The organism is Thioclava litoralis, from assembly GCF_045278885.1.
Classification (GTDB): domain Bacteria; phylum Pseudomonadota; class Alphaproteobacteria; order Rhodobacterales; family Rhodobacteraceae; genus Thioclava; species Thioclava litoralis.
Window position 1 is genome coordinate 1,756,314 of sequence record NZ_CP135443.1, and the last position, 19,434, is coordinate 1,775,747.

Genomic DNA, 19,434 nt, shown 5'->3' on the forward strand with positions numbered 1-19,434 from the left:
TCAGCGCGAGCGCACCATGCCCATGATGTCATAGGTTTTCTCGACGATCGGGCGGGCGATGGCATCGGCCTGTTCCGCGCCTTTGCCAAGGATGCGGTCGATCTCGGTCACGTCATCCATCAGGCGCTTCATCTCGGTGGAGATCGGTGCCAGCTTGTCGACCGCCAGATCGGCCAGAGCCGGTTTGAAATCGCCAAAGCCCTTGCCTGCGAATTCGGCCACGACCTGTGCAGACGTCATATCCGCAAGCGCTGCGTAGATATTCACCAGATTGCGGGCCTCGGGGCGTTCGCTGAGGCCATCGACGGTTTCCGGCAGCGGCTCGGCATCGGTGCGGGCCTTGCGGAACTTCTTGGCGATCGTGTCGGCGTCATCGGTCAGATTGATGCGGCTTGCATCGGAGGGGTCGGATTTCGACATCTTCTTCGACCCGTCACGCAGGCTCATGACGCGGGTGGCCGCGCCCTCGATCAGCGGTTCGGGTTCGGGGAAGAAATCCACACCGAAGTCATGGTTGAACTTATTGGCGATGTCGCGGGTCAGCTCGACATGCTGCTTCTGGTCCTCGCCCACCGGCACCATCGTCGCGTGATAGAGCAGGATATCGGCAGCCATCAGCGCGGGATAGGCGTAAAGACCCAGCGAGGCCTTCTCGGCGTTCTTGCCCGCCTTGTCCTTGAACTGGGTCATCCGGTTCATCCAGCCCAGACGCGCGGTGCAGTTGAAAAGCCATGCCAGCTCGGCATGCGCACCCACTTGGGACTGGTTGAAGAGGATGGATTTCGACGGGTCCACGCCCGAGGCGATGAAGGCGGCAGCCGCCTCGCGGGTCTGGCGGCGCAGCGCCTCGGGGTCCTGCCAGACGGTGATCGCATGCATATCCACCAGACAGTAGATCGTCTCGATCCCCTCATCCTGCTTCTGGGCAAAGCGCTTGAGGGCCCCAAGATAGTTGCCCAGCGTCAGATTGCCGGAAGGCTGGATGCCGGAGAAGATCCGCGGCTTGAAATTTGCATTTGGAGTAACGGGCGGGGTTACGGTCGTATCGCTCATCTGCGGCTCCCCTGCATGCAGGCTGGTAATATCGTCCTTGCTCGCTTATCCCCAAATGCGGCGGGGATCAATGTCTGGCCCGGCTCTATATCGGTTCCCGGCCCTTTCTTGGTTGAACGGGCGGCCTTTGCGCCCCATATCGGCGCCACCCAATACGAAGGATCCTCTATGCGCTCCGGTTACACTGAAGGCCCGCTTAACAAATTACCGCCTATCGTCTGGTTGCTGGCGGCCCCCATCATCATCGGCGAGCTGATGTTCGGGCTGGGGCAGGCGGGGCTGTTCCAGAACGGTATCGTCTGGCGGCCCGAAGCCTTGCAACGCTTTGCCTACGACCCGAACCTGATGCGGGCGATGATGGAGGCGGGTGTGCATCCGTGGAAGCAGATGGCGCGGGTGGTGACCTATCCCTTTGTGCATGGCAGCTTCACCCATGCCGCCTTCGTGCTGGTGTTCATTCTGGCGCTTGGCAAGATGGTGGGCGAGGTGTTCCGTGGCTGGGCCGTGGCGGTGGTGTTCTTTGCCTCGTCCATTCTGGCGGCGCTGATCTATACCGCGCTGCCCTTCACCCAGAGCGCGCTTTATGGCGGCTATCCGGCGGCCTATGGGCTGATCGGGGCGTTCAGCTTTATCCAATGGACCTATCTCGGCCATACCCGTGGCAACCGGATGCAGGCCTTCCAGCTGATCGGGTTCCTGATGGGCATCCAGCTGCTGTTCAGCGTGATCTTCGGCGGCACCGACCAGTGGATCGCCGATCTGGCGGGGTTCATCGTGGGCTTTCTGGTCAGCTTCCTTGTCTCGCCAGGTGGCTGGGGGCGGGTGCTCGCGAAGCTGCGCAACCGTCGCTGAAGCAAACGGCGCCCTGCGGGGCGCCGTTTCTGTTTATTTCCGGCGACGGCGCAGATTGGCCTTGAACTCCGCCAGCCCGAAGACCCCGAGCGCGAAGGCGGTCAGGAAATAGACCACGATCCCCGAACCGCAGAGAAGCCCGAGCGCGCCCCAGCGGGCGCCGCGATCTGCCAGCGTCGGCGCGAGCCAGTCGGCGGTATAGCGAAGCTGCACGCCCATCACCGCGCAGGCGATCGCGATCCGCCACAGGCGCTTCCAGAAGCGCGCATCAGGGCGCGCCGAGAGGCCCATATTGCGCGCGCCCCACCAGAGTTGGGCCAGCATGACCCAGCCGGAAATCGTGGTGCCCAAAGCCGCTGCCGAAAAGCCGATCAGGGGCATCAACCCGATGGCGGCACCGGCATTCACCATCATCGAGACCAGCGCATAATAGAAGGGACGGCGGGTGTCCTCACGGGCATAGAAGACCGGTTGCAGCACTTTTTGCAGCACGAAAGCCGGTAGACCTACGCCATAGATCGCCAGAACCAGCGCCGTGGCGACGGTGTCTTCGGCGCGCCATGCACCACGGTCATAAAGCACCGAAATCAGTTGCGGCGCGATCACCACCAGCGCCACTGCCGAAGGCAGCGTGAGAAACAGCGCGAATTCCGCCCCGCGTGAAAAGCTCTCGCGGCCCTCGGCTTCCTCGCCCGCGCGCAGATGGCGCGAGAGGGTGGGCAAGAGCACGGTGCCGATGGCGATGCCCACGACGCCCAGAGGCAACTGGTAGAGACGGTCGGCATAGCTCAGCCATGCCACAGCCCCTTCGGTGAAAGAGGCCACCTGACGCCCCACGAGGAGGTTGATCTGCACCACACCCCCCGCCAGCACGGCAGGCCCCGCGATGATGAGGAGGCGCTTGAGTTCGGGTGTCATGCGCGGGCGACCGGGCAAAAGCGTGTAGCCGAGCTTATGGGCGGCACCCCAGGCGAAGGCGAATTGCACGACCCCCGTGGCGGGCACCGTCCATGCCAGCGTCGTGCCCATATCCCAGCCCGCCTGATTGGCCGCCAGCATGGCAAGGATGAACATGACATTCATCAGGATCGGCACGATAGAGGCTTCGGTGAATTTCCCGAACGTGTTGAGAATGCCCGATAAAAGCGCCACCAGCGACACGAAGAGGATATAGACGAAAGTGATCCGCCCGAAATCGACCGCCATATCGAAGCGCGCATCGCCCACAAAGCCCGCCGCCATCGCCCAGACCAGCCACGGCATCGCCATCGTGCCGAGAATGGTAAACAGAAACAGCACGCCGAACAGCCCCTTGAAGGCATCGCGGGCCAAGCCATGCGGGTCTTCGCCCGCCTCGACGCGCTTTGCGAACATCGGCACGAACGCCATGTTGAACGCCCCTTCCGCGAAGAAGCGGCGGAACATATTGGGGAGCGAAAACGCCACCATGAAGGCCTCGGCCACCGGTCCGGTGCCCAGATAGGCCGCCATCATCATATCGCGCACAAAGCCCAGAACGCGGCTGCCCAGCGTCCATAGCCCCACCGTCAGGAAGCCCCTGACCAGCCGTCCTGCCTTCATCGCATGGCCTTCATCAGTTATTCGCCCGCTTTGCACCGCTTTCGATGTAATCGCGCAGCCGTTGTTCCAGTTTCTGCCGCTTGCTCTCGGCATGGAGCTTATGGCCGAACATATCCTTCACATAGAAGGTATCGACCACCTGCGCCCCATAGGTCGCGATCTGCGCCGAGGCGATGTAGATATTGCTCGAGGCCAGAGCCCGCGTCAGGTCATAAAGCAGGCCGGGGCGGTCGCGGGTATCCACCTCGACGATGGTGTAAAGTTCCGAGCCGTCATTGTCGAACATGATATGGGTGGGGAAGCGGAACTCGCGCTCGCGTTTCTTGACCTTGTCGCGGTCTTTCAGCGCATCGCGGGCCACGACCTCGCCCTTGAGCGTCTTGTCGATCATGTTGCGCAGGCGCGGCAGGCGCGAGGCCTCGAAGGGGTGGCCATCGGCATCCTGCAGCCAGAACACCGCCGTCGCATAGCCGTCTTTGGTGGTATAGGTGCGGGCATCCACCACATTGGCCCCCACCAGCGCGATCGCGCCCGACAGCCGCGCAAAAATGCCCGGATGATCCACCAGCGCGAAGGCCGCACGGGTGGCATCGTGATCGGCATCGACCTGCACATCGATGCGGATCTCGTCATCGGGCAGATCCTTGAGAAGATGTGCGAAGGCATATTGCGTCTGGGTGGACAGCCCCTGCCAGTAGGCGGGGGTATGGCGGGCCACCTCGGCGCGGCGCACCTTGGGTTCCCAGCCTTCGGCCTCCAGCCGGTCGCGCAGGGATTTGCGGGCATCCTGTTCGCGCTGGTCGCGGTTGATCGCCTCCAGCCCATGCTCCAGCGCCTCCGCTGTCTCGGCATGCAGGCGCCGGATCAAGGTGGCCTTCCAGTTGTTCCACACATTCGGCCCCACGCCACGGATGTCGCAGACCGTCAGCACCGTCAACAGGTCCAGCCGCTGGCGGGTCTTCACCACCTTGGCGAACTCCTTGATGGTGCGCGGGTCGGAAATGTCGCGTTTCTGGGCCATGTCGGACATGACCAGATGGTTGCGCACCAGCCACTCCACCGTTTCGCATTCGCTTTCCTTCAGGCCCAGACGCGGGGTGACGCTGCGCGAGATCTTGGCCCCCAGAATGGAATGGTCCTCGGGGCGGCCCTTGCCGATATCGTGCAAGAGAAGCGCCACATACATGACCTTGCGGTTGATGCCCTCTTTCAGGATTTCCGACGAAAGCGGCAATTCCTCGATCAGCTCGCCGCGCTCGATCTGTGCGAGCGCCGAGATCACCTGAATGGTATGCTCGTCGACCGTATAGCTGTGATACATGTTGAACTGCATCATCGCCACGATGGGCTCGAATTCGGGGATGAAGGCCCCCAGCACGTTCAGCTCGTTCATCCGGCGCAGGGCCCGTTCCGGATTGCCATGCTTGAGCAGCAGATCAAGGAAGATCCGCCGTGCCTCCCGGTTCCGGCGCAGCTTGTCATCGAACAGATGCAGGTTGGATTGCACGAGCCGCATCACGTCGGGATGGATCAGCAGGCCGGTGCGCAGCGCCTCTTCGAAGACCCGCAGCAGGTTGAGGGGGTCCGACAGGAAGGTGCTTTCATCGACCACATTGATCCGGCGGTTGTCGTCGATGAAGGGAGGCTTCAGGTGACGTCGGCGGCGGAAGATTCGGGTCAGTTTGGGGGCGTGTTTGACATGCTGCGCTTCAAGCTTGGTCAGGAAGATCCGCGTTACATCGCCCACGATGGTGGCATGACGGAAATAGTCCTGCATGAAAATCTCGACGGCACGGCGTCCGGCGCTGTCTTTATACCCCATCCGGCTCGCCACCTCGACCTGCATATCGAAGGTCAGCTGGTCGGCGGCGCGGTTCGCGATCAGATGCAGGTGGCAGCGCACGGCCCAGAGATAATCCTCGGCGGTGCGGAAATTGCGGTATTCCTCTTCGGTGAAGGCCCCGAGCTTGACCAGCTCTGCGGCACGATTGACCGAATGCACGTATTTCGCGATCCAGTAGAGCGTCTGGAGATCGCGCAATCCGCCTTTGCCCTCTTTCACATTGGGCTCCAGAACATAGCGCTGCCCGCCCTGCCGCTGGTGGCGCTTGGCGCGCTCGTCGAGCTTTGCCTCGACGAATTCGGGGGCGGAATTGGCAAAGAGGTTCTTGCGAAGCTGGGTCGCCAGCTTGTCGGCCAGCGCCGCATCGCCACAGAGGAAACGCTGCTCCAGAAGCGCGGTGCGGATGGTGAAATCCTCGCGCCCCAGATGCAGGCAGTCCTCGATGGTGCGCGAGGCATGGCCCACCTTCAGCTTCAGGTCCCAGAGCATATAAAGCATGCTCTGGATCACGGCCTCGGTCCACGGGCTGAGCTTCTTGTCGCCCAGAAACAGCAGGTCGACATCGGAATGGGGGGCCATCTCGGCGCGGCCATAGCCGCCCACGCCCAGCACGGTAATGGTCTCCGGGGTCTTGGAGGTTTGCGGGTTGAGATAATCCGAGGCCACATGCACCACGGCCCGCACCATCCCATCGGTCATGCGCGCGTAATTCTCGACCGTGGCGCGGGCGATGCGCGGATGACCTGCCAGATCGGCCTCGATCCACAGCCGCGCTGCATCGCGGGCGGTGTTGAGGAACCGCACCGTTGCGGTGCTGATCTCTTTGGGGTCGGTGATGCCGTCCAGCACATGGTCAAGAGCGGGGATCAGCTCGTCGCTTTTCAAAAGCAGCGGGGCCTCGGCAGGCAGCGGGGTGATCAGCCTTTGTTCGGCAGCAGCGCTTTGGTCCATCATCAACTCCCTTATCCGCCGTCTTTGCCACGGCTTTAACAGGCAAGGGGCGGCCCGCAGATGCGTGGCCGCCCCTCTTTGCGTTATCCTGTGTTACCAGTTGGCTGGCACGCGGGAAAGAGTGATCAGAAGCCTGCACCCGAGAAGCTGCGCGGGGCCGGATCGATCACCTGCACCTGACCGTTATTGACCTGTGCCACGGCAAGGCCACGCTCGTTGGTGCCATCCGAGCGCAGACGGAAGATGCCGTTCACACCCACAAAGCCCGAGCGCTGGGTCAGACCCGATTTCGACAGCGCATTCGGGTTGCCCGATTTCACGAGCGCGCCGATCGCCGCGATCCCGTCATAGGCCAGCCCTGCAATGGGCGAGGGAGCCTCGCCGAAGGCCGCCTGATAGCGCGCGCGGAACTGGGCGTTCAGGTTCGGGTCGGGCGTGGCGAACCAGCCGCCTTGCAGGCCCGGCAGTTGCAGCGTGGCTTGCGGCACATCCCAGCGGGTCAGGCCGATGAATTTCTTCTGCTGCGTATTCACGCCGCGTTCGGGCAGAAGCTGCGACAGAAGCGGCAGCGCGCCTGCGGTATCGGCGGTCATGAAGACAGCATCGACATCATCGGCTTTCGCACGGTCCGCGATCTGGCCTGCCGCGTTGATCACCCCCTGCTGCGAGAAGGGATAGGCCATATTGCCAGCCAGTTTCGCGCCAGAGCTGCTGATGGCGCTTTCAATGGCCTGCGCCCCTGCCTGACCGGCGGTGTTCTGTTCATGCACGACCAGAATGTTGCGTTTGCCATTGCGGGCGGCATAGCGCACCAGACGGTTGGCCGTGTTCTGGAAGGTCGGGCCCAGCACGAAGACGTTGCCGCCTGCGATCGAGGTGTTGTTCGAGAAGGCCAGCACGTTCACATCGCGCGCGGCCACGGCATTGCCCACGGCATTGGCCGATTGTGCGAAGACCGGACCAAGGATGATTTTCGCGCCATCATCCACGGCTTTGCTGGCGACCTGTGCGGCCTGAGCGGCATTGGCACTGGTATTGTAGACGCGCAGATCGATCTTCACGCCATCGAGATCGGAGATCGCGAGATCGGCAGCCTGCTTGAGCGAGCGCGCCAGAGCCTCGTCACCGGAATTGCCCGAGCCGCCCGGAAGCAGTAGGGCGACAGGAACCGGTTTGGAGGTGTCGATTCGTTGGCCCGATCCGCTGCCAGTCATCGCGTTCGGGTCACAGGCGGCGACCCAGAACGCAGACATCACGGCTGCGAGACGGATCAATGGGTTGCGGCGCTTTCGTAAAATCGCGAACATACGTGGTCCTCTGATCATTCGGCAGGGATTGAATTAGGGCAGACCCTATGCGTTTCCATAGGGGAAGTAAACGTGACGGAAGGGGCGCAATGAGCGGTAATTGGCAGGCCGGAAAAACGGTGACGGTGGGCGCGAAGGCCGGACAGGGGGCGCTGGCACCGGGGCTGCATTTCATTGCAACCCCCATCGGGGCGGCGCGCGATATCACTTTGCGGGCCCTCGATATGCTGGCCACAGCCGATGTGCTGGTGGCCGAAGACACCCGTTCTTTGCGACATCTTATGGAAATTCATGGGGTTGCACTGGATCACCGGCCTCTGATCTCCTATCACGACCAGAATGGCGATCAGGCGCGTCCCAAGGTGATGCACCATCTGGGCGAAGGCCGCTCGGTGGTCTATGCCTCGGAAGCCGGCACGCCGCTTGTGGCCGATCCGGGCTATCAGTTGGGGCGTGCGGCGATTGATGCGGGCGTGCCGGTCCATACCGCCCCCGGTCCGTCGGCGGCACTGGCGGCGCTGACCGTTTCGGGGCTGCCATCGGACCGGTTCCTGTTTGCGGGCTTTCCGCCGCGGGCGTCCAAGGCCAAGCAGGACTGGTTCCGCACAATGGATAACGTTGCCGCGACGATGATCTTTTACGAAAGCCCGAAGCGGGTGAAGGACACTCTGGCCGATCTGGCGGCGGCCTATGGTGCGGATCGTCAGGTGGTGATCTGCCGTGAACTGACCAAGCGGTTCGAGGAGGCTCTGCGCGGTAGCGTGGCCGAATTGCAGGCGCAGCTTGAGGACCGCGAGATCAAGGGCGAGATCGTTATTCTGGTGGATCGGGCGGGCAAGCGCGAGGCCGCCCCTGAAGATATCGAGACCGCGCTGCGCAAGCTTCTGCCGCATATGAGCGTCAAGGATGCCTCTGCCGAGGTCGCGCAGCTTCTGGGGCTGAAGCGCCGCGAGGTCTATCAGATCGCGCTGGGGCTTGAGGATCTATGAGCGAGGACCCCGAAGCGGCACGTCGCAAGGCGCGCGGGCTTCGGGCGCATCTTGCCGGTGCGGTGGCCGAGGCCCAGGTGGCGCGGCACTATGCGGCGCAGGGCTTTGTCTGCCGTGAGACACGCTGGCGGGGCGCCTATGGCGAGATCGATCTGGTTCTGGAAGGTCCGCTGCCGGAGGGCGGGGGCTGCGGTGGCGCGTCGGACGGGGCCTGTCTTGTCTTTGTCGAGGTGAAGCGGGCGCGCAGTTTTGCGGCTGCCGCGCCACGCCTCGGGGCGGCGCAGACCCGCCGGATCGGGCGCGCGGCACTGGATTATGTGGCCCGCCACCCCGAGTGCCAGCAGAAGCGGCTGCGCTTTGATCTGGCGCTGGTGGATGGCACGGGCGAAATCCGGCTGGTGGCCGACGCTTTCCGTTTCGATGGCTGGCTGTAGTTTGCGGCCATAAATCCCCGGGCACAGGCGGGCACCGCTGTTACAACGGGGCTTGCAGGAAGATTCTGTGGAAAACTGAACAGACCATGCGGAGAACAGCACGATTGCATGTGCTTTTGGTTTCGGTGCACTAAGTCAGCAACGAAAGGGGGCGCCCATGGCCTTGAAAGTTGCAATTCAGATGGATCCGATTGGTCCGATCAATATCGATGCAGACAGCACCTTCCGCATTGCCGAGGAAGCCCAAGCCCGTGGGCACGCGCTGTTCTATTACACGCCCGACCAGCTAAGCTACCGGGAAGGCGCGATTTATGCGCGGGGCTGGCCGCTGACCGTGAAGCGCGAAAAGGGCAACCATTTCACTTTGGGCGAGAAACAGGATGTCGATCTGTCCACATTCGATGTGGTCTGGCTGCGGCAGGACCCGCCGTTCGATATGGGCTATATCACCACCACCCACCTGCTGGATCGCATCCATCCGAAAACCCTTGTGGTCAACGACCCCTTCTGGGTGCGCAATTCGCCGGAAAAACTGTTGGTGCTGAATTTCCCCGATCTGACGCCCCCCACCATGATCGCCCGCGATCTGGAGACCCTGCGCGAATTCAAGCACAAACATGGCGATATCATTCTCAAGCCGCTTTACGGGAATGGCGGCGCGGGGGTGTTCCGTCTGGACCCGAATGACCGCAATCTGGCCTCGCTGCACGAGCTGTTCTCGGGCATCAACCGCGAGCCGCTGATCGCGCAGAAATTCCTGCCCGCCGTGTCCAAAGGTGACAAGCGGATCATTCTGGTCGATGGCGAGCCCGTGGGGGCGATCAACCGTGTGCCTGCCGAGGGCGAGACGCGGTCCAACATGCATGTCGGCGGGCGTCCGGAAAAGGTCGAGCTGACCGAGCGGGATCGCGAGATCTGCGCGCGTATCGGCCCGCATCTGCGCGAGAAGGGCCAGATTTTTGTGGGGATCGATGTGATCGGGGACTGGCTGACCGAAATCAACGTGACCTCGCCCACCGGCATTCAGGAGCTTGAGCGGTTTGACGGGGTCAATATCGCCGCCAAGATCTGGCAGGCCATCGAAGCACGGCGCGCGGGCTGACGCGCCATCACCTTCCATAACGGGGAAGCCGGCGAATGAGCGCGCGTGTGCAGCTTTTCAATCTATTTCTGCGCCATTTGGTCAAACGCCGGTTTCGCAAGATTACAGGGCCGCAAGAGGCCCGCGCCGCCCTCGAGGCGGGCACCCATCGTCTGCCGATCCCGCCCGCGCTTCTGGTGCTGCGCCGCGATCTGGGGCAGGTGGCGGCGTTGTCGGTGCGGGCGGGGGCGATCACCGATTACGATCATGTCGTGCTGTATCTGCATGGCGGGGCCTATCTGGCGGGGTCGGCATGGCATTACCGCGGGCTGGCCGGAGAGATCTCGCGGCATCTGGGCTGCGAGGTGGTATTGCCCGAATACCGTCTGGCCCCCGACCATCCCCTGCCTGCGGCACCGGAAGATGCGCTGGCGGCATGGGACGGGTTGCTGGCCAAAGGCTTTCGCCCCGACCGTATCGCGATTGTGGGAGATAGTGCGGGCGGGGGGCTGGCGCTTGTGCTGCTGGCGGCGCTTTGTGCGCGTGGTACGCCGCCCGGCGCGACCTGTGTGATGTCGCCCTGGACCGATCTGACGGGGCAGGGCGCGTCCATGCGCGACAATGCCGAGGCCGACCCGATCCTGCCGCCAGAGCAGTTTGGCACGCTGGTTGACTGTCTGCTGGCGGGGATGGATCCGGAAGATCCGCAGGTCTCGCCGCTTTATTCGCGCTTCGAGGGGGCAGGGCCGGTTCTGATCCAGCACTCCCTGACTGAAATTCTGTGCGATGACAGTCTGCGCATGGCGGACCGTCTGCGCGGTTTCGGGGTGGAGGTGACAGTGCAGAGCTGGCCCGATACGCCGCATGTCTGGCAGATGTTCGCCCGCTACCTGCCCGAGGCGGAAGAGGCGATCGAGGACCTGTCGCGCTTCATTCGCCGCGCATGGTCTGCGGCCCCCCGAACAACAGCCGGTAACTGATGGCCTCGGACAGATGCGCCTTGCGGATAGGTTCTGTGCCCTCCAGATCGGCGATCGTGCGGGCCACGCGCAGGATGCGGTGATAGCCCCGCGCCGAAAGCCGTAGGCGCTGCGCGGCCTTTTCCAGCAGGGCGGCCCCTTCGGCATCGGGGCGGGCCACCGTGTCCAGCAAGACGCCGCTGACATCGGCATTGGCGCGGATCTCGGGACAGGCGGCATAGCGCGCAGCCTGTGCCTGACGGGCCTGCGTCACGCGTGCCAGAACGCGGGCGCTTGGTTCGCCGGCGGGGCGGGCGGCAAGCTCTGTATAGGCCACAGGGGGCACCTCGATGCGCAGGTCGAACCTGTCCAGCAGCGGCCCCGACAGTTTCCCCAGATAATCGGCACCACAATCGGGCGCACGGGCACAGGCGCGGGCGGGGTCGCCCAGATGGCCGCAGCGGCACGGGTTGGCCGCCGCCACCGCCAGAAAACGGCTGGGATAGGTGAGATGCGCATTGGCACGCGCAACGCTGACCTCGCCGGTTTCCATCGGCTGGCGCAGGGTCTCCAGCACATCGCGCTGGAATTCGGGCAGTTCGTCCAGAAACAGCACCCCGTTATGCGCAAGGCTCATCTCTCCCGGTGCGGCCCCGCGCCCGCCCCCCGTAAGAGCCGCTTTCGAGGCCGTATGATGTGGCGCACGATAGGGGGCCGCGCGCGACAGCCCGCCCTCGGGCAACTGCCCCGCCACCGACTGGATGACCGAGGTCTCGAGCGCCTCTGCCGGTGTCAGCGGGGGCATGATGCCGGGCAGGCAGCGCGCCAGCATGGATTTGCCCGCGCCCGGTGGCCCGACCATCAGCAGGTGATGGCGACCGGCGGCGGCGATTTCCAACGCGCGGCGGGCGCGTTCCTGCCCCTTCACGTCTGTCAGATCATAGCGCGGGGCGTCGGTTTGCGCATTGGCAGGGACGGCTGGTACCAGCGGCGCAGCCCCCGACAGATGACGCACCATCGCATCCAGATGCGCGGCGGCAAAGACCAGATCCTTTCCCCCCCAAGCTGCCTCCGAGGCGCAGGCGGCGGGGCATAGAAGCACGCGGTCATGGGCGGCCGCAGTCATGGCACTGGGCAATGCGCCGGGCACCGCGACCAGCCGCCCGTCCAGAGACAGCTCGCCAATCGCCACCACCTGCGCCGCCTCCTCCTTGGGGATAATCCCCATTGCCGCCAGTAACGCCAGCGCAATGGGCAGGTCGTAATGCGCTCCGGTTTTGGGGAGATCCGCCGGTGCCAGATTGACAGTGATCCGTTCCAGCGGCAGCGCGATGGCCAAAGCCCCCAGCGCGGCCCGAATGCGTTCACGCGCTTCGCTGACGGCCTTGTCCGGCAGGCCGACAATGGAAAAGCCCGGCAATCCTGGCGAAAGGGCGCATTGGATCTCGACAGGCAGAGCCTCCACGCCTTCGAAGGCTGTGGTGTAAATCGTTGCAACCATAAGATGCCCCTTGGCGGATGGCGATATGCCGAGTGTAAAGACAATCGACTTTCGCGCAATGGTTGCGTTACGCGCCGGAAGACGCCGATGCAGAGGATTTTTCCTGCTGGCAAGGCTTGACCCACAGGAATGTGTCTAGAGGTCTGACGTTAAAAGAAAAATTGCCGTCGTTTTGGGAAAATCGGCGTGATTTTCCCGAAAAGGTTAAAAATCTTTTCCAGTTTCACGGAACCGTTTCGCTGCCGGTGCATTGTCTGATCATGAAACGGATTTGAATGCGGGCGCCAGTCTCGCTCAGGATCGGGAGATAGATGATGGCACTCGATGGTATGACCGATGAAACCCTGCCGCGCCGCGCGATGAAGGCCGAGTTTCTGGATGCGGAGACCGAGCTGGAATTGGCGAAAGCATGGCGCGAGAGCCGTGACGAGGTGGCCCTTCATCGTCTGATCAATGCCTATATGCGTCTGGCGATCTCGATGGCGGCCAAGTTCCGCCGCTACGGGGCCCCGATGAACGATCTGATCCAGGAGGCCAGCCTTGGTCTGATGAAAGCCGCCGAGAAATTCGACCCCGAACGTGGTGTGCGGTTCTCGACCTATGCCGTGTGGTGGATCAAGGCCTCGATCCAGGAATTCGTGATGCGCAACTGGTCGATGGTGCGCACCGGCTCGACCTCCTCGCAAAAAGCCTTGTTCTTCAATATGCGCCGCGTGCAGGCGCAGATCGAACGCGAGGTCGAGGCCGAGGGCGGCAAAATCGATGCAGCCAGCCTGCGCAAGCGCGTGGCCGAGGAAATCGGCGTGCCGCTGGCCGATGTCGAGATGATGGAAGGTCGTCTTTCGGGCAGTGACTTCTCGTTGAACGCCACGCAATCCTCCGAGGATGAGGGGCGCGAATGGGTCGACACGCTGGAAGATGAAAACGCCGATACCGAGGGCAGCGTTTCCGCCAATCAGGACGGTATCACGTTGCGGGCGTGGCTGGGCGAGGCGATGGGCCGCCTGACCGAGCGCGAGCGTTACATCATCCGCGAGCGCCGTCTGATCGAGGATCCCCGCACGCTTGAAAGCCTTGGCCAGGAGCTGGGTCTGTCGAAAGAGCGTATTCGCCAGCTTGAAGCGCAGGCCTTTGGCAAAATGCGCAAAAGTCTCGAGATGCACGGGACCGAGGTGCAGAGCTATTTTGCCTGACCGTCCGGATTTCTCCGTCGTAATCAGTGACTCCCTTTTACGTTCTCCCTGTTGAACTTGGCCCGGCGCTTGCGTCGGGCTTTTCTTTGGCGGGGGAGTTCGTGAATGGCGTGGCATCTGCGGGTGCTTGCACGGCTGGGGCAGGTGGCTTAGATCTGAAGGCCGTTTTCTGCGGAGAAAGATCATGCTGAACGGCAAACGCATTGCTTTGATCATCGGTGGCGGCATCGCGGCCTTCAAAGTGCCCGAGATGATCCGTGCCCTGCGCGCCGAGGGCTGTGCGGTGACGCCGATCGTCACTAAGGCGGGCGCCGAATTCGTGACGCCGTTGACCCTGTCGGTGGTGGCCGGAGAGCCCGCGCATCAAGATCTGTTCGACGTCTCGCGCGAGGCCGAGATCGGCCATATCCAGATGTCGCGCAATGCCGATCTCTTGGTCGTGGTGCCCGCCACCGCCGATCTGATGGCGAAGATGGCGCAGGGGCTGGCCAATGATCTGGCCTCGACGCTGCTTCTGGCGACCGATAAGCCCGTGCTGATTGCGCCCGCGATGAATGTACGCATGTGGGACCATCCCGCGACACAGCGCAATATCCGGCAGCTTCAGGCCGATGGGGTGCGCTTTGTCGGGCCTGTCGAAGGGCCGATGGCCTGTGGAGAATTCGGAGAGGGGCGCATGAGTGACCCTGCCGAGATTATCGCCGCGATCCGTGCCGCGCTAACCGAGGGGCCGCTTTCGGGCCGCCATATCGTGGTGACCTCGGGGCCGACACATGAGCCAATCGATCCGGTGCGCTATATCGCCAATCGCTCCTCGGGCGCGCAAGGGACGGCGCTGGCCTGTGCTTTGCGTGATCTGGGCGCGCAGATCACCTTTGTCACGGGGCCTGCCTCGGTGCCGCCGCCCGCGGGTGTGAAGGTGGTACGGGTGGAGACCGCGCGGCAGATGCAGACAGCCGTGCAAGAGGCGCTGCCTGCCGATGCGGCGGTCTGTGCCGCCGCCGTGGCCGATTGGCATGTGCTCAATGCCGGTCAGCAGAAGATGAAGAAGGACGGCACGGGCCGCGCACCCGCGCTCGAATTCGGTGAGAACCCCGATATTCTGGCGCAGGTCTCGCAGATGCCCGAGGGGCGGCCCGCCTTGGTGGTGGGCTTTGCAGCCGAGACGGAAAAGGTTATGGAGCACGCGACCGTCAAGCGGGCGCGCAAGGGCTGCGACTGGATCGTGGCCAATGATGTCAGCCCTGCAACCGGTATCATGGGCGGCTCCGAAAACGCCGTGACGATTATTGATGCGCAGGGTCCCGAGACCTGGCCGCGCCTTGCCAAGGAAGAGGTCGCCCGCCGTCTGGCGCAGCGCATCGCTTCCGCTTTGACGACGAAGGAATGACGATGGAAATCCGCTTCAAACGCGCCGAGGGCAATCTGGACCTGCCCCTGCCCAGCTACGCAACCGCCGGTGCGGCGGGTATGGACCTGCGCGCCTTTCTGCCCGACGGGCCGATCACCTTCGAGCCCGGGCAGTTCGAATTTATCTCGACGGGTTTCCATGTGGAGCTGCCCGCAGGGACCGAGATGCAGATCCGTCCGCGTTCGGGTCTGGCGCTGAAGCACGGGTTCATCATCCCCAATAGCCCCGGCACGGTGGATGAGGATTATCGCGGCGTGGTGCAGATCGGGCTGATGCTGCTGGGCAAGGTGCCGTTCCGTATCTCGCATGGCGACCGGATCGCGCAGGCGGTGATCGCGCAAGTGCATCGCTTTGACGTGACCGAGGTCGAGACCCTGTCCGATACCGCGCGCGGTGCGGGGGGCTTTGGCTCGACGGGTATCGGCTGAATGGCGGCCTTCTCCGACCGCGAGCTGGAACGCTACATGCGCCATATCCTTCTGCGTGAGGTGGGCGGCACGGGCCAGCGGCGGTTGAAGGAGGCGCATGTGATTGTGGTGGGCGCAGGCGGGCTTGGCGTGCCTGTGCTGATGTATCTGGCGGCCGCTGGAGTGGGCCGGATCACGGTGGTCGATGATGACCTTGTGTCGCGGTCGAACCTGCAGCGGCAGGTGATCTATACCGAAGCCGATATCGGCCAGCCCAAGGTGGCGGTGGCGGCCCGCTGGCTTATGGCGCAAAACCCCGATGTTGAAATTCTGCCAATCGAGGCGCGTCTGACGGCGGAAATGGCGGCTGATATGTTCGAAAACTGTCAGCTGGTGATTGACGGGTGCGATAATTTCCCGACCCGCTATCTGGTCAATCAGGCCTGTGTCACGGCCCGTGTGCCGCTTTTGTCAGGCGCGATCACGCAATGGGAGGGGCAGCTGTCGCTTTATGATCCGGCCCGTGGTGCGCCGTGTTTTGCCTGTGTCTTCCCCGAACCGCCCGCCGAAGGGCTTGCGCCCAGCTGTGCCGAGGCGGGCGTCATTGGCGCTTTGCCGGGTGTTCTGGGCGCGCATATGGCCGCCGAGGCGATCAAGGAGATCACGGGGGCGGGCCAAAGCCTGCGCGGGTCTTTGCAGATGGTCGATATCCTCTGGGGTGAAAATCGCCGCATCAAACTGACCCGCGCTCCCGATTGCGCGATCTGCGGGGGAAAACCTCACGGCATTTGAAGCAGCCCCTTTCCATAGCCGAACCAAGCGCCTAGCTTCCTTGGAAAGGAGATCTGCATGACAAATCCGCTTCTGTCCGATTGGACCGGCCCGTTTTCCCTGCCACCTTTTGCGCAGATGGAGGATGACCAGTTCGGCCCCGCCATCGAGACCGGCCTGACCGTTGCTCGCGCCAATATCGCCGCCATTGCCGCCAACCCCGAACCGCCGACCTTTGCCAATGTGATCGAGGCGCTGGAAGAGGCCGAAGAGCTGCTCAACCGTGTCGCGGGGCTGTTCTACACCGTCTCGGGCGCCGATAGCACGCCTGCGCGTGAGGCCCTGATGCGCGAGCTGGCGCCCAAGATGTCGGCCTTTTCGTCGGAAATCATCATGAACGAAACGCTCTACCAGCGGATCGCCGTGCTGTGGCGCGCGCGGGAGACGCTGGGTCTGAGCGCCGAACAGGACCGGATGCTGGAGCTCTATCACCGCATGTTCATCCGTGCCGGAGCCGCGCTGACAGGGGCCGAGGCCGAGCGGATGACCGCGATCAAATCGCGTCTGGCGGTGCTTTACACCCAGTTCTCGCAGAACCTTCTGGCGGATGAGCGTGCGTGGTCGCATCCTTTGACCGAAGAGGATCTGGCGGGGCTTCCGGCCTCGCTGGCGGCGGCGGCGCGGGCCGCGGGCAAGGACCGCGAGGAAGACGGCCCCGTGCTGACGCTGTCGCGCTCGCTCGTGGTGCCTTTCTTGCAGTTTTCCGACAATCGGGATTTGCGCCGGATTGCCTATGAGGCGTGGACCGCGCGGGGGGCCAATGGCAATGAGACCGACAATACCGCGCTGCTGGACGAGATCCTTGCCTTGCGCGAAGAACGCGCCAAGCTTTTGGGCTATGACAGCTTCGCGGCCTATAAGCTGGAAACCGAGATGGCGGGCAGCCCCGAGAAGGTGCGCGACCTTCTGATGGGCGTCTGGGGGCCTGCGAAGGCAGCGGCCGAGGCCGATGCCGAGGTGCTGACCGAGATGCTGCATCGCGATGGCACCAATGGTCCGCTAGAACCTTGGGACTGGCGCTATTATTCCGAAAAACGCCGTGTGGCGGAATTCGACTTCGATGAAGAGGCGCTAAAGCCCTATTTCTCGCTGGATGCGATGATTGGCGCGGCCTTTGATGTGGCCAACCGTTTGTTCGGGCTGGAATTCACTCCGATGGAGGGGCCTTTCTACCACGAGGATGTGCGCGGCTGGGAGGTGACCCGCAGGGGCCAGCATATCGCGGTCTTCCTGGGTGATTACCATGCACGCGGGTCCAAACGCTCGGGCGCTTGGTGCACGGCGATGCGCTCGCAGAAGAAGCTGGGCGGGGATACGCGCCCGATCGTGATGAATGTCTGCAACTTCGCCAAGGGCGATCCCACGCTTCTTAGCCATGATGACGCGCGGACCCTGTTCCATGAATTCGGCCATGCGCTGCATCAGATGTTGTCGGATGTGACCTATGAATTCATCTCGGGCACCTCGGTCGCGCGGGACTTCGTCGAACTGCCGAGCCAGCTTTACGAGCACTGGCTGGATGTGCCGGAGGTGCTGCAAAAACACGCTCGCCACTATCAGACGGGCGAGGCCATCCCGCAGGAGCTGCAGGACAAGCTGAAGGCAGCGGCCACCTATGATCAGGGCTTCTCGACGGTGGAATATCTGGCCTCGGCGCTGGTCGATCTGGACTTCCACGAGGGGGCTGCCCCCAAAGATGCGCTGGCCCGTCAGGCGGAGGTTCTGGCAGACATCGGCATGCCCCATGCGATCCGTATGCGCCATGCGGCGCCGCATTTCGGGCATGTCTTCTCGGGCGATGGCTATAGCGCGGGCTATTACAGCTATATGTGGTCCGAGGTCATGGATGCCGATGCCTTCGAGGCCTTCGAGGAAGCCGGCGGCCCCTTCGATCCGGCGATGGCCGAAAAGCTGGAAGACTGGATCCTGTCGAAAGGGGGCTCGCAAGAGGCCGAGACGCTCTACAAGGGTTTCCGTGGCCGGATGCCGGGGGTCGAGGCTCTGCTGAAGGGCCGTGGTCTGCTGGATAAGGTCTGACCCCAAGGGGCGCCATATAGGTGGGCGGGCTTGCGGGCCTGCCCCTATTTACCAGAGCGCCAGACATCCTTATGGATGATGACATCCGCATTGGGATAGGTGTCGATGATCTTGTGCTTGAGGCGGGCCGCAATCTCATGCGCGTCCTCTAGCGTCTGCTCCCCATCCAGTTCGACATGCAGCTGCACGAACATCGTGGCCCCCGCAGTGCGCGTTTTCAGGTCGTGGAACGCGCGCACGCCCGGATGGGTGCTGGCGATATGGCGGATGTTCTTGACGATCTCGGGGGCAACAGCCCCGTCCATCAGGGCGTTCCAGCCGCCGGTGCCAATGGTCCACGCGCCTTTGAGCATCACCAGCGCCGCCAGCAGCGCCACCACCGCATCGACCTTGTGCCAGCCAAGCGATTTTGACGCCCAGAGCGCGAAGACCGCCCCAAGGGCGGGGATCATATCGCCCACATAATGCAGCCGGTCTGCTGCAACGACCTTATTGCCGGTGCTCTTGGCCACACGCCCCTGCCACCAGACCAGAACAAGCGTGAGAAGGACCGAGAAGATCATGATGGCGATGCCGGTGCCCTCGGCCTCCAGCTTGTAGCTGGCCGCGGGCATCAGCAAGCGTTCGACGGCTGTCCAGATGATGATGCCGGAAGAGGCCGCCACAAAAAGCGCCTGCCCCAACGAGACGAGATCTTCGGCAGAGCCGTGGCCGAAGGCATGGTCATGATCGGCGGGTTTGGCGGCGTAGAGGATGGTGATCAGGCCCAGAACCGAGATCAGCAGGTCCATCGCGCTATCGGCCAGAGAGGCCCCGATAGACACTGCCCCTGTCTGCCATAGCGCCCATGCCTTCAGCCCCACCAGCACCATCGCCACGGCCACCGAGGCCAGCCCCGCAGAGCTGTTAAGTTTCACGCTTTCAGAATCATACATGGGGCAGGCCCTCTTTTGGCCGATCAGCTATCTCCCTGCGCGGCAGACCTAGCCCAACCTGACAGACCG

16 protein-coding genes are annotated in these 19,434 nt (G+C 63.2%); 10 read left to right on the forward strand and 6 right to left on the reverse strand.

Annotated elements, in window-relative coordinates:
- Positions 1–1,053, reverse strand: a complete 1,053-nt coding sequence (gene trpS / locus RPE78_RS08620; RefSeq protein ID WP_406720305.1) for a tryptophan--tRNA ligase — start codon at positions 1,051–1,053, stop codon at positions 1–3.
- A gap of 168 nt (positions 1,054–1,221) precedes the next feature.
- Here trpS and RPE78_RS08625 point away from each other — a divergent pair, with 168 nt between their 5' ends.
- Positions 1,222–1,905, forward strand: coding sequence for a rhomboid family intramembrane serine protease (locus RPE78_RS08625; RefSeq protein WP_339109096.1), 684 nt, complete (start codon positions 1,222–1,224; stop codon positions 1,903–1,905).
- 33 nt (positions 1,906–1,938) lie between these two features.
- On the opposite strand, the gene murJ is transcribed toward RPE78_RS08625, so the two are convergent.
- From murJ to RPE78_RS08640, 3 genes are all read right to left on the reverse strand, one after another.
- Positions 1,939–3,486 carry a murein biosynthesis integral membrane protein MurJ gene (gene murJ, locus RPE78_RS08630; protein WP_406720306.1) on the reverse strand — a complete coding sequence of 516 codons (1,548 nt, stop codon included), beginning with the start codon at positions 3,484–3,486 and terminating at the stop codon, positions 1,939–1,941.
- Between the two features lie 13 nt (positions 3,487–3,499).
- On the reverse strand, positions 3,500–6,280 hold the full coding sequence (locus tag RPE78_RS08635) for a [protein-PII] uridylyltransferase (protein ID WP_406721640.1): 2,781 nt from the start codon (positions 6,278–6,280) through the stop codon (positions 3,500–3,502).
- A gap of 125 nt (positions 6,281–6,405) precedes the next feature.
- Positions 6,406–7,587 (reverse strand): penicillin-binding protein activator, encoded by a 1,182-nt coding sequence (locus RPE78_RS08640; protein WP_339109099.1) that lies wholly within the window; start codon positions 7,585–7,587, stop codon positions 6,406–6,408.
- Positions 7,588–7,676: 89 nt separating this feature from the next.
- Here RPE78_RS08640 and rsmI point away from each other — a divergent pair, with 89 nt between their 5' ends.
- From rsmI to RPE78_RS08660, 4 genes are all read left to right on the forward strand, one after another.
- Positions 7,677–8,576, forward strand: a complete 900-nt coding sequence (gene rsmI, locus RPE78_RS08645; RefSeq protein ID WP_339109100.1) for a 16S rRNA (cytidine(1402)-2'-O)-methyltransferase — start codon at positions 7,677–7,679, stop codon at positions 8,574–8,576.
- Positions 8,573–9,010 carry a YraN family protein gene (locus RPE78_RS08650; protein WP_406720307.1) on the forward strand — a complete coding sequence of 146 codons (438 nt, stop codon included), beginning with the start codon at positions 8,573–8,575 and terminating at the stop codon, positions 9,008–9,010. Before rsmI ends, RPE78_RS08650 begins: the two co-directional genes overlap by 4 nt.
- A gap of 157 nt (positions 9,011–9,167) precedes the next feature.
- Positions 9,168–10,112: a glutathione synthase gene (gshB, locus tag RPE78_RS08655; protein WP_339109102.1), complete on the forward strand. Its 945-nt coding sequence runs from the start codon at positions 9,168–9,170 to the stop codon at positions 10,110–10,112.
- Positions 10,113–10,147: 35 nt separating this feature from the next.
- Positions 10,148–11,071, forward strand: a complete 924-nt coding sequence (locus RPE78_RS08660; protein ID WP_339109103.1) for an alpha/beta hydrolase — start codon at positions 10,148–10,150, stop codon at positions 11,069–11,071.
- Here RPE78_RS08660 and RPE78_RS08665 read toward each other — a convergent pair.
- Positions 11,022–12,551, reverse strand: coding sequence for a YifB family Mg chelatase-like AAA ATPase (locus tag RPE78_RS08665; protein ID WP_406720308.1), 1,530 nt, complete (start codon positions 12,549–12,551; stop codon positions 11,022–11,024). The two genes, RPE78_RS08660 and RPE78_RS08665, sit on opposite strands and share 50 nt — an antisense overlap.
- A gap of 314 nt (positions 12,552–12,865) precedes the next feature.
- Here RPE78_RS08665 and RPE78_RS08670 point away from each other — a divergent pair, with 314 nt between their 5' ends.
- The 5 genes from RPE78_RS08670 to RPE78_RS08690 all read left to right on the forward strand — a co-directional run bounded on the left by RPE78_RS08670 (position 12,866) and on the right by RPE78_RS08690 (position 18,430).
- Positions 12,866–13,744, forward strand: a complete 879-nt coding sequence (locus RPE78_RS08670; RefSeq protein ID WP_406721641.1) for an RNA polymerase factor sigma-32 — start codon at positions 12,866–12,868, stop codon at positions 13,742–13,744.
- Positions 13,745–13,928: 184 nt separating this feature from the next.
- Complete coding sequence (gene coaBC / locus RPE78_RS08675) at positions 13,929–15,134, forward strand: bifunctional phosphopantothenoylcysteine decarboxylase/phosphopantothenate--cysteine ligase CoaBC (protein WP_406720309.1); 1,206 nt, start codon at positions 13,929–13,931, stop codon at positions 15,132–15,134.
- On the forward strand, positions 15,131–15,583 hold the full coding sequence (gene dut / locus RPE78_RS08680; protein ID WP_339109106.1) for a dUTP diphosphatase: 453 nt from the start codon (positions 15,131–15,133) through the stop codon (positions 15,581–15,583). Before coaBC ends, dut begins: the two co-directional genes overlap by 4 nt.
- On the forward strand, positions 15,584–16,354 hold the full coding sequence (locus RPE78_RS08685) for a HesA/MoeB/ThiF family protein (RefSeq protein ID WP_406720310.1): 771 nt from the start codon (positions 15,584–15,586) through the stop codon (positions 16,352–16,354).
- Between the two features lie 57 nt (positions 16,355–16,411).
- On the forward strand, positions 16,412–18,430 hold the full coding sequence (locus RPE78_RS08690; protein WP_406720311.1) for a M3 family metallopeptidase: 2,019 nt from the start codon (positions 16,412–16,414) through the stop codon (positions 18,428–18,430).
- Positions 18,431–18,474: 44 nt separating this feature from the next.
- Here the strand turns inward: RPE78_RS08690 and RPE78_RS08695 are convergent, their stop codons facing one another.
- Positions 18,475–19,365, reverse strand: a complete 891-nt coding sequence (locus RPE78_RS08695) for a cation diffusion facilitator family transporter (RefSeq protein WP_339109109.1) — start codon at positions 19,363–19,365, stop codon at positions 18,475–18,477.
- Positions 19,366–19,434 lie beyond the last annotated feature (69 nt).